The 11382-nt window shown below is 49.9% G+C and carries 10 protein-coding genes; 3 read left to right on the top strand and 7 right to left on the bottom strand.

The genetic code is table 11. From position 1 onward, the window contains the following. The first annotated feature begins 245 nt into the window (after window positions 1-245). The 3 genes from ldtD (at window position 246) to OGX94_RS08740 (ending at window position 3399) form a co-directional block, all read left to right on the top strand. Window positions 246-1997 carry a L,D-transpeptidase gene (ldtD, locus tag OGX94_RS08750; protein ID WP_155848021.1) on the top strand — a complete coding sequence of 584 codons (1752 nt, stop codon included), beginning with the start codon at window positions 246-248 and terminating at the stop codon, window positions 1995-1997. 177 nt (window positions 1998-2174) lie between these two features. Continuing rightward, a complete protein-coding gene (gene mepK / locus OGX94_RS08745; RefSeq protein ID WP_257661540.1) occupies window positions 2175-2723 on the top strand; it encodes a peptidoglycan L,D-endopeptidase MepK in 549 nt (182 codons plus the stop codon). Window positions 2724-2751: 28 nt separating this feature from the next. Beyond that, window positions 2752-3399 (top strand): MBL fold metallo-hydrolase, encoded by a 648-nt coding sequence (locus tag OGX94_RS08740; RefSeq protein ID WP_257661541.1) that lies wholly within the window; start codon window positions 2752-2754, stop codon window positions 3397-3399. A 53-nt stretch (window positions 3400-3452) separates the two neighbouring features. On the opposite strand, the gene aspC is transcribed toward OGX94_RS08740, so the two are convergent. The 7 genes from aspC to OGX94_RS08705 all read right to left on the bottom strand — a co-directional run. Further along, on the bottom strand, window positions 3453-4643 hold the full coding sequence (aspC, locus tag OGX94_RS08735; protein WP_003831950.1) for an aspartate transaminase: 1191 nt from the start codon (window positions 4641-4643) through the stop codon (window positions 3453-3455). A gap of 183 nt (window positions 4644-4826) precedes the next feature. Then, the gene (ompF, locus tag OGX94_RS08730) at window positions 4827-5903 is read right to left on the bottom strand and encodes a porin OmpF (protein ID WP_003831952.1); all 1077 of its coding nucleotides are present in this window, start codon (window positions 5901-5903) and stop codon (window positions 4827-4829) included. A 600-nt stretch (window positions 5904-6503) separates the two neighbouring features. Further along, window positions 6504-7904, bottom strand: coding sequence for an asparagine--tRNA ligase (gene asnS / locus OGX94_RS08725; RefSeq protein ID WP_020996514.1), 1401 nt, complete (start codon window positions 7902-7904; stop codon window positions 6504-6506). 166 nt (window positions 7905-8070) lie between these two features. Next, entirely contained in the window at window positions 8071-9273 is a 1203-nt protein-coding gene (gene pncB / locus OGX94_RS08720; RefSeq protein ID WP_257661542.1) for a nicotinate phosphoribosyltransferase, read from the bottom strand. Between the two features lie 194 nt (window positions 9274-9467). After that, the gene (locus OGX94_RS08715) at window positions 9468-10760 is read right to left on the bottom strand and encodes a tyrosine-type recombinase/integrase (protein WP_257661543.1); all 1293 of its coding nucleotides are present in this window, start codon (window positions 10758-10760) and stop codon (window positions 9468-9470) included. Between the two features lie 44 nt (window positions 10761-10804). Beyond that, complete coding sequence (locus tag OGX94_RS08710; RefSeq protein WP_182318641.1) at window positions 10805-11053, bottom strand: excisionase family protein; 249 nt, start codon at window positions 11051-11053, stop codon at window positions 10805-10807. Window positions 11054-11091: 38 nt separating this feature from the next. Further along, the coding region (locus OGX94_RS08705; RefSeq protein ID WP_286569052.1) for a 3'-5' exonuclease at window positions 11092-11382 on the bottom strand (291 nt) is incomplete at its 5' end.

Raw genomic sequence — 11382 nt, 5'->3', positions numbered from 1 at the left:
CATGGCCGCCTTATCTTTTTCCGAAAAGACTTCATGCCTTGTGTAATTTCTTTAGACTTCTTTACATTAGGTTAGGCAAAAAGTTTTTGATGTTTATATACTAAAGGTGAGCCTAACGCGTCACAGGCTTGCTCGTCATACTTCAGTTTGTATTGGCGTTATACAGGTCCGACCCTCGTCAAAATAAAGGGGAATACAGACGGCCTGGCTATTCAGAGTATGATAAAGAAAACAGGGGGCAAGGGATGTTGCTTAATAAAATGTGTGGTCGTCGGCTGTCGGCAATCAGTTTGTGCCTGGCCGTAACATTCGCTCCACTGTTCAATGCGCAGGCCGATGAGCCTGAAATGATCCCTGGCGATAGCTCTGCGACCGTCAGTGAACAGCCAACAGCGTTATCGCAGCCGCAGGTTCAATCTTCTGCGACGGCTATCATGGCGGGTATTCAACCGCTGCCAGAAGGCGTGTCTGTCGATAAAGCCCGCGCCGAAATACACTCTCAACTGCCAGCAGGTTATACGCCGGTTTACATGAGCCAGTTGGAACTGCTGTATGCCGCACGCGAAATGAAGCCGATGTGGGAAAATCGTGATGCGGTAAAGGCATTTCAGCAACAGTTAGCCGAGATCGCAATTGCCGGCTTTCAGCCGCAGTTCACTACCTGGGTTGCACTTCTGACTGACCCGGCAGTAACCGGTCAGGCGAGAGACATCGTGCTCTCTGATGCGATGATGGGGTATTTGCACTTTATCGCTAACATCCCTGTCAAAGGTAATCGCTGGCTTTACAGCGATAAGCCCTATGCGCTAACGACGCCGCCGATTTCCGTCATCAACCAGTGGCAGGTCGCACTGGATAACGGTCAACTGACTTCATTTGTGGCCAGCCTTTCGCCTCAACATCCGCAGTATGCAGCCATGCATGAATCACTGCTCAAGCTGGTGGGCGATTCACGTCCCTGGCCGCAACTCACCAGTACAGCAACGCTGCGTCCGGGGGAGTGGAGTAATGACATCCCCGCGCTGCGTGAAATTTTGCGTCGAACCGGGATGCTGGAGCCTGCCGTCAGTACGTCTGGCAAAGAAGGGCGTGGTACCTACGATCGTGAATTGGTTGATGCGGTAAAGCGTTTTCAGACGTGGCAGGGACTTGGCGCAGATGGCGCGATTGGCCCAGCCACACGTGACTGGCTGAACGTGACGCCTGCTCAGCGTGCGGGCGTGCTAGCGTTAAATATTCAGCGCTTGCGCCTGCTGCCGAGTGAGCTGTCTACCGGTATCATGGTGAACATTCCTGCCTATTCGCTGGTTTATTATCAGAATGGCAATCAGGTGCTGGCCTCGCGAGTTATTGTCGGGCGTCCCGATCGTAAAACGCCGATGATGAGCAGTGCGCTGAATAACGTGGTCGTTAACCCACCGTGGAACGTTCCGCCGACGCTGGCACGTAAAGATATTCTGCCTAAGTTATGGAATGATCCGGGATATCTTGAACGTCACGGCTATACCGTAATGCGCGGCTGGAACAGTAAAGAGACGATAGATCCGTGGCAGGTTGACTGGGCGACCATCACTGCGTCCAATCTGCCGTTCCGCTTTCAGCAGGCTCCGGGCGCACGTAACTCGCTAGGACGCTATAAATTCAATATGCCGAGTTCGGACGCTATTTATCTGCACGATACGCCGAACCACAATCTGTTCCAGAAAGATACGCGGGCGTTAAGCTCCGGATGCGTGCGTGTGAACAAGGCATCTGAGCTGGCGAATATGCTCCTACAGGACGCGGGTTGGAATGATACGCGCATCTCGGATGCCCTGAAGCAAGGGGATACGCGGTACGTGAATATTCGTCAGAATATTCCGGTCAACCTCTACTATCTGACCGCATTTGTCGGCCCTGATGGGCGCACGCAGTATCGTACAGATATTTACAATTACGATCTGACAGCGCGATCCAGCGCACAAATTGTGTCAAAAGCCGAGCAATTAATCAGATAAATGAAGCAGTTCGAGGAAAATGATTGTCGTAAGTTATGCTGGAAACGGGGCAAAATGGCTGTGAGCCCCGTATTTCCTGGGGTTGGGAGCCTTGACGTGGACTACTTAGCCAGATAAGGTTTCCCGCGTGCGCTAGAGCATACATACGATAACATTGACCTTGTAGACCTTAATACCATGGACAAATTTGACGCTAATCGCCGCAAACTGCTGGCGCTTGGTGGTATTGCCCTCGGCGCTGCCATCTTGCCTTCGCCTGCGTTTGCAACACTCTCTACCCCACGTCCGCGTATATTGACTCTGAATAACCTGCATACCGGTGAGTCAATAAAAGCAGAGTTTTTTGATGGCAGGGGCTATATTCAGGACGAATTAGCAAAGCTTAACCACTTTTTCCGTGATTTTCGGGCCAATAAAGTGAAATCCATTGACCCGGGACTGTTTGATCAACTCTTCCGTCTGCAGGGCCTGCTGGGCACGCGTAAACCCGTACAGCTGATTTCAGGCTATCGCTCTATCGATACCAATAATGAACTCCGTGCACGTAGCCGTGGTGTGGCTAAGAAAAGCTACCACACTAAAGGTCAGGCCATGGATTTCCATATTGAAGGCATCGCATTAAGTAATATTCGCAAAGCTGCGTTATCTATGCGCGCAGGTGGTGTAGGATACTACCCCAGCAGTAACTTTGTGCATATTGACACCGGCCCTGCACGGCACTGGTGATCCATAAGCTTAATGAAACAGGAGCTGTATGAACTATCGTATTATTCCGGTCACTGCATTCGCCCAGAACTGCTCGCTAATCTGGTGTGAGCAGAGTCGTCTGGCCGCGCTGGTCGATCCCGGCGGCGATGCCGAGAAAATCAAACAGGAAGTGGATGCCAGCGGTCTGACGCTAATGCAGATCCTGCTTACTCACGGTCATCTTGACCATGTTGGAGCGGCGGCTGAACTGGCACAACATTATGGTGTACCGGTTATTGGTCCGGAAAAAGAAGATGAGTTCTGGTTACAGGGACTCCCTGCTCAGAGCCGCATGTTTGGCCTGGGAGATTGTGAGCCGCTGACGCCCGATCGCTGGTTGAATGAAGGTGACCGGATAAGCGTTGGCAACGTGACGTTACAGGTTCTGCATTGTCCGGGTCATACACCGGGACATGTGGTCTTCTTTGATGAGCAATCAAAGTTACTGATTTCTGGTGACGTGATTTTCAAAGGTGGCGTAGGGCGCAGCGATTTCCCGCGCGGTGATCACAGCCAACTAATCGATTCGATTAAACGTAAACTATTGCCGTTAGGCGATGACGTAACGTTTATTCCGGGTCACGGCCCACTCTCTACGCTGGGTAATGAACGCTTACATAACCCGTTCCTGCAAGATGAAATGCCTGTCTGGTAATTCGTTTAATAAATAAAAAGGCCGCTATTGCGGCCTTTTTTGTGCGCGATAGATTACAGTACAGCGACAATCGCTTCGCACAGTGGCGCCATGTTGTCTGGCGTCATTCCTGCCACGTTTACGCGTCCGGAAGCGACAGCGTAGACACCAAACTCTTCACGCAGACGCAGAACCTGCTCTTTGGTCAGGCCGCTAAACGAGAACATGCCGTTCTGTTTGATGATAAAGCTGAAATCGCGGTTTGCACCTTTCTCTTGCAACGTATTCACAAACAGTAAACGCATGCGCTGAATGCGCTGGCGCATATCAGTCAGTTCCTGTTCCCAGATGGCACGCAGCGCGTCGTTGCTCAGAATCGTGGCCACTACGGATGCACCGTGTGCTGGTGGGTTGGAATAGTTAGCGCGAATGGCTGATTTCATCTGGCTGAACGCACGGTCAACGGTTTCAGCATCGGCAGCAACCAGCGTACAGGCGCCTACACGCTCATTGTACAGTCCAAAGTTCTTGGAGTAGGAGCTGGCAACGATCAGCTCTTTGTGCAGAGCCGCAAATGCGCGCAGACCTTCTGCATCTTCTTCCAGGCCACGGGCAAAGCCCTGGTATGCGAAGTCAAACAGCGGTAACCAACCTTTTTCGACAGACATCTGAGCCAGCGTTTGCCACTGTTCCAGCGTAGGATCGATACCGGTAGGGTTATGGCAGCAGCCGTGGAATAGCACCACGTCGCCAGCCTGCGCTTCGCTGAGGCTTGCCAGCAGCGCATCAAAATCTAACGAGTGGTTTGCTGCATCGTAATAGTTGTATTCACAAACTTCCAGGCCTGCAGAGTTAAAGACGCTCTTATGGTTCGGCCAGCTTGGATTGCTCACCCATACGCGTTTAGCCGACGTATTTTTTGCCAGGAAATCAGCTGCCACACGCAGTGCACCAGTGCCGCCAGGGGTTTGTGCGGTACGTGCACGCTTATCGTTGATCAGCGAACTTTCTTTACCAAACAGTAATTCCTGAGTGCAGCGACCAAACTCTGGAATACCGTCAATGCCAAGGTAATTTTTGGTGGTTTCATTTTCCAGTATATATTGCTCGGCTTTTTTAACGCTGGTCAGTACCGGCGTTTTGCCTGTCTCATCTTTATATACACCGATCCCCAGGTTTATTTTTCCAGGGCGGTCATCGGCACGAAACAAATCAGCCAGACCCAAAATGGGGTCGGCAGGAGCGGCAGTAATGTTCTCAAACATGACGAGGTTCCATAGTGATTACAGAAGGGAAGTCCGCTATCAGGTTAACGGTAGATTTACAAAATGCCAACCGTTACTGACGAAAAGCTGAGGTGTTTTTTTAAGACGCAAGAATCCGCTAGCAGATATAAAAAAACAGGACCGAAGTCCTGTTTTTTAGGCATTTAACAAAGAGGTCTGCTATTAGAACTGGTAAACGATACCCACTGCAACGGTGTCGTCAGAGCCTACGCCCAGTTTGTTGTCAGAATCGATCTGGTTGATGATGTAATCAACATAGGTGGACATGTTTTTGTTGAAGTAGTAAGTCGCACCTACTTCGAAGTAGTTCACCAGATCTACGTCGCCGATTCCTTCGATGTCCTTACCTTTAGATTTGGTATAGGCGAGGGACGGACGCAGGCCGAAGTCGAACTGGTACTGAGCAACCAACAGTACGTCTTCAGTTTTGTTAGCGTAACCGTTAGAGATACGGGTTGCGTTACGGGTTTCGCTGTAGTTCGCTGCCAGGTAAATGTTGTTCGCATCGTACTTAACACCGGTCGCCCACTGCTCAGCTTTCGCGCCGCGGCCATAGGCCAGCTGCTCTTGCGCGTTGGTACGGTCAGCTGCACCGTAAGCACCCACGATACCGAAACCATCCATTTCGTAGCTTACGGAACCGCCAACGCCGTCGCCGTTAGAACGGGTTGGGCTGCTAGAGCGTTCGTTTTTACCCAGGTACTGTACAGCGAAGTTCAGGCCTTCAACCAGACCGAAGAAGTTAGAGTTACGGTAGGTTGCGAGACCGCCGTTACGCTGGGAGAAGAACTGGTCAGAAGCAGCGGTATCACCACCGAATTCTGGCAGCATATCGGTGTAACCCAGAGCATCGTATACAACGCCGTAGTTACGACCGTAATCGAAGGAGCCTGCGTCACCAAATTTCAAACCAGCAAACGCCAGACGGGTTTTGTTGCCTTTCTGGGCATCGTCACCGCCTTCTGCGTTATTGCCGCTGAACTGGTATTCCCACTGGCCGTAACCGGTCAGTTGGTCGTTAATCTGAGTTTCCCCTTTGAAACCAAGACGGGCATATGTCTGATCGCCGTTAGCAGCGTAGGCGTTATCACCGTTGTGCTTGGAAAAATAATGCAGACCAACGGCTTTACCGTATACGTCTACTTTGTTGCCATCTTTGTTATAAACTTCTGCAGCGTTAGCTGCCCCGGCTACCAGCAGAGCAGGGATAACCACTGCCAGAATATTGCGCTTCATCATTATTTATTACCCTCATCGGTTTTTATATGACACCTGCCACTGCCGCCAATAAATTCCGTCAATCAAAATTTACGGAACTATTGATGAGAGTTTGGTGTCTTTATGTGTCTGACAGGCATCTTTCCATTCAAACTACCGTTTCGCTACCGTCAAAGTGCTACAAATATAAAGATTTGGTTTCAAAAAGAAAAAATGTGTAACAAAATGTTATTTTTGTGCAACTTTGTGAACAGCGTCAAACTTCGGATGCCCCTGCGCTTAAAATTCTCGTTTTTATTTCTATTTATATGATTTTCTTATGTTTAATTTTGCTAAGGTCATTTTTTCTCCGTTCTGCCGGAAAGTTCGGATTTTACAGGTAACGATTTTTGGACGTCTGGAGTGCCGTGCGAGAGGCTGAAAAATGTACTATTTAATCAGAAAATGCTAATCCACAATAAAATTGCTGATTATTTTTTGTGCAAATGTATTGCGGTGAAATATTACGTAACAGGTGGAGGAGATTGAAAGGTTGTGTTTAACGTGAGATGGGTATCCAGATAACACGAAAAGGGTATAAAAAAGGCCAGCAATGCTGGCCTTCGAAACAATAACGCACGTTTAGAAGGTGGCGTTACGTGGAGTACGCGGGAACGGAATAACATCACGGACGTTCTGTACGCCGGTGACGTAAGCGATCAGACGCTCGAAGCCCAATCCGAAGCCGGAATGCGGAACGGTACCGTAGCGACGCAGGTCGCGATACCACCAGTAATCCTCTTTGTTCAGACCCATTTCCAGCATACGGGCATCCAGCACGTCCAGGCGCTCTTCACGCTGAGAACCACCGATGATTTCACCGATTCCCGGGGCCAGTACGTCCATTGCAGCAACGGTTTTACCGTCTTCGTTAAGGCGCATATAAAACGCTTTGATATCTTTCGGGTAGTTTTTCACTACCACCGGCGCTTTAAAGTGCTCTTCAGCAAGGTAACGTTCATGCTCAGAAGACAGATCCACACCCCAGTAAACTGGGTTTTCGAACTGTTTACCGCATTTTTCCAGAATGCTTACCGCGTCGGTGTAATCCACCTGCGCGAAGTCAGCGTCAATGAAACGTTCCAGGCGTGAAATCGCGTCCTTGTCGACACGTTCAGCGAAGAATTTCATATCATCCGCACGCTCTGCGAGTACGGCTTTAAACGCGTACTTCAGCATCGCTTCAGCCAGGCCTGCAACATCGTTCAGGTCAGCAAAAGCCACTTCTGGTTCCAGCATCCAGAACTCTGCCAGGTGACGACTGGTGTTAGAGTTTTCTGCACGGAACGTCGGGCCAAAAGTATAAATTTTAGACAGGGCGCAGGCGTAGGTTTCACCGTTCAGCTGACCGGAAACGGTCAGGAAGGCCTCTTTACCAAAGAAGTCTTTGTCGAAATCGACTTTACCCTGATCGTTACGCGGCAGGTTTTCCAGATCCAGCGTAGAAACACGGAACATTTCACCGGCACCTTCCGTATCGGAAGCGGTGATCAACGGAGTCGATACCCAAAAGAAACCCTGCTCGTGGAAGAAACGATGCAGAGCCTGCGCCAGCGTATGACGTACACGCGCTACCGCACCAATCATGTTGGTACGCGGACGCATGTGCGCCACTTCACGCAGATACTCAATGCTGTGACGCTTAGCTGCCATTGGGTAAGTGTCAGGATCTTCAACCCAGCCCGTTACTTCAACCTCAGTGGCCTGAATTTCAAAGCTCTGTCCTTGTCCAGGAGACGCAACGACTTTACCCGTTACGATAACTGAACAACCCGTCGTCAGGCGCAGTACGTCCTGATTGTAATTGGGCAGAGAATTATTGATGACGGCCTGTACAGGATCAAAGCAGGAACCGTCATAAACGGCGAGGAAGGAGATGCCAGCTTTTGAATCTCGGCGGGTACGCACCCATCCGCGCACGGTGACTTCGCTGTCAACGGCTACGCGGCCCTGGAGTACGTCGGCTACAGGCACAACGCTCATAATATTCTCTCTGTTAATAGTCGGATATATAAACACATGTCCACCCGTAATGGGGGGATACCTATGTTACCTGGCATCTGCAATCAGACAAGCAGAATTCGTAGCTGGAGTGAAAGATTTCGGAAATAAACGCGAAAAAGGGAGCCAAAATGGCTCCCTGGAAGGCTTAACTGGCTTTTTTGATATGCGGGAGATCGAAGGCTTTGCGCAGTGCACGAACAAATGCTTTATCGTGGCAGATGGTTTTACCCGGGCTGTCAGATAACTTCGCCACCGGTTTGCCGTTACATTCCACCAGCTTGATCACAATATTGAGTGGCTTAACCTGCGGAATGTCGCATGTTAGCCGTGTCCCAATACCAAAACTCAACTGTACGCGGGAAGAGAAGTGGCGGTAGAGTTCAATCGCTTTTTTCAGATCGAGATTATCTGAGAAGACCAGCGTTTTGCTCAGCGGATCAATCCCCAGTTTTTCATAATGGGCGATGGCTTTTTCACCCCATTCCACCGGATCGCCTGAGTCATGGCGTAGACCCTGATAGCGGGTAGCAAACTCAACGCCAAAGTCGCGTAAAAATGCGTCCATAGTGATGCAATCGGTTAATGCAATGCCGAGTTGATCAGAGTATTCATTTAACCAGGCTGCCAGGGCTACGCGCTGGCTGGTGGCAAGTTCAGGACTGATTTGCTGATGAGCCTGGAACCACTCATGCGCCTGCGTACCCATTGGGGTTAATGACAGGCGGCGGGCCAGATCGTAGTTACTGGTGCCAACAAACCAGGGCTCTTGCTGCAGGCGTTTAACGATAGCCTGCTGTACTTCGCGCGAAAAACGACGACGCGTACCGAAATCCATCAAATGGAAGCGGGACATATCGACATCTTTCGTTAAAGCAGAGAATTCTACTAGTTTGCTTTCCAGCTCATCGAGTGCCTGCGGGACGCCTGATTCAGGTGAACGGTAACGGTGTACCAGTTCGCTAATCACCGCTAACAGCGGGACTTCCCACATGATCACTTCACGCCACGGACCGGTTAAGCGGATGTTTAGCTTGCCGTTATCATTGGTGACGCAAACCTGTTCCGGGTTATAGCGGAAATCACGTAACCAGGTAAGGTAATCAGCTTTAAAGAAAGGCAGGCCGGAGAGCCACTGGTACTCATCCTCCTGCAGTCGCAGGTGCTGCATAGCATTCACCTGCTCACGAATAGAATCGGCATAAATACCGAGCAGGTCATCGCCACGGCAACGAAATTCAGCCGCTACTTGTACATCGTAGTAGTGGTGAAAAACGGCTTGCTGCATATGCAACTTATAAGCGTCTGTATCCAGCAGCGAGTGCAGAACAGGAGAAGCGAATTGTGTCATAGGTGCGCAGTAGCATCCTCTCACGGGAGCGTTTAGTACAATAAACAACTAAGAAAACCGCTGGAGTATACCCTGTTTAGCGATTTATTGAACCCCGATCACACCATAAGCTCTCTTTCTGGTCGAGGGCAATTCGTGCCACGTGTTATGAAAATGTAGTAATAGTGCTACTAACATTATGATTTTCAATAATTCTACTGTGCTGCTAAAAGCTCATGGGGCATGGATGGGGCAAAACGCGAAAGCGCTTGGTTGAGCAACGACACCTGCTCAGCACTCTTCTCTGACATCCATTTACCGTAAACTTTGTACACCATCTGGGCATCGGCATGCCCCATCTGAGCTGCAATAAAATTTGGATTTGCCCCGGCTGACAATGACCAGCATGCATACGTATGCCTGGATTGGTAGGCGTTACGATAACGAATGCCTGCGCGCTTAACTATTGGGGCCCAAATTTTATTAATCGAATTAACCGCGTAGTGATATCCTGTCCGAGGTCCACGTTTTACGCATTGAGGGCTGAAAACGAAAGTGCATGGATGTATGACTGACTGGCCATATTCCCGCAATTTCACTTCAACCTCATACTGCCGGCCAAGGCGCGTAAGCTGGGCCTGATTCCTCAGGGCATCAATAGCTGGTTGAATGAGATAAATCACCCTGTCAGTGCCTGCGTCTGTTTTTGGCAGGGTGAACTCATCCGTCTGGGTAAGGTTGCGTTTTACAGTAATGGTACCGGCATGGAGATCGATATCTTCCCATGCCAGACCGCACAACTCCCCATGCCTCATTCCGGTATAGACTGCCAGTGACCAGAGATTTCTCATCTGCTGGTGGCCGCATGCCTGGATAAACCTGATGAACTCGTCTGACGTGAGTGGATCGGGTTCACCCTTAGCTTTCTTGAGGCGGTTAATTCCGCTAAACGGGTTTTCTTTTGCATAACCGTTATCAGTTCCGAACTGGAAGATCTCGGCCATTAGCATCATGTAATTATTGACTGTGGATGACTTCCGGCCTTTAACCTGTGTCCGGTGATCCTTTTTCATGACATGAAAACCTGTCAGCAACTCTTTCCTCACATACAGCAAATCCTCGGCGGTCACTGCAGAAACCATTTTGTTTTCGCCAATGCGTGGAAGCATGTTTTTTATGATGGATTCGTACCGACTCATGGTGTTTGAGCTGATTTCCATTCGCTTCAACTCTGACCATTTTTCAGCAAGTTCCAGCACAGTAATTTCCTTACTATCCTGACCGAACCGGACAAGATTCGGTGAGTTTGGGAATTTTTCTGCATAATCAAAATTCCCCATCCTTATCGCAAAACAAACAGAAGATCGAAGCTCGCCGGCTATCTTGCGATTCTTTGCAGTATCAGGGACACCGAGGTTTTCCCTGACTCTTTTGCCTTTATATAGAAACCAGATGCGGAGTGAACCGCCGTGGTTTTCGACGCCTATCGGGTACGATGCATTAGCCATTATTCCCTCCTGACGTCCAGGAGCACCGGCGAGTGTACTTCTTTTCATGTCCGATGCGCACCCGGTTGATTTTTTTTCTGAGCTTCGATCCACTGATCAACTGCTTTTCTGTTGTACATGCATTCGCTAGAAGGCTTGGGATTGCCGTCTGGTGAAATGTGCAGGTACTCGCGGCCCAGCATCCAGGATTCTTTTCTGGCGCGGGTGATGGTTCCGGGCTTGAGCCCGGTAACCGCGATAAGAACGCTTTCACAAACCCACTCGTTGGGGGCTAACTGGAAAATATTGCTCATGGTTATTTATCCATTACCCTGGCTGCACCCAGGGGAAATTAAAGCTCGCTGCTGGTGGTAGGAATCAATTTCTGCCAGATCGCGGACACGTATTTTGCCTGATGTCGCGCATCGGCCAGTGCGTTATGTGCAACCCCATCGAATGGCATATCTCGCTTTGGATCGAAACCCACAACTCTGCCTAATGTGACGATGGTTCTGACGTCGTGATCGTTCCAAAATTGCCACGGGCAAACCTGGCCGGCGCGTTCATATGCGCCGCGCAATATAACGTTGTCGAAAGTAGCTCCATTGCCCCAAACTTTTAAATATTTTGGGTTATCAGAATG

The sequence above is a fragment of the Citrobacter sp. Cpo037 genome, assembly GCF_030332945.1.
Taxonomy (GTDB): domain Bacteria; phylum Pseudomonadota; class Gammaproteobacteria; order Enterobacterales; family Enterobacteriaceae; genus Citrobacter; species Citrobacter portucalensis.
The sequence above is the reverse complement of the archived record's forward strand: the minus strand, read 5'-3'. Positions and strand labels throughout refer to the sequence as shown.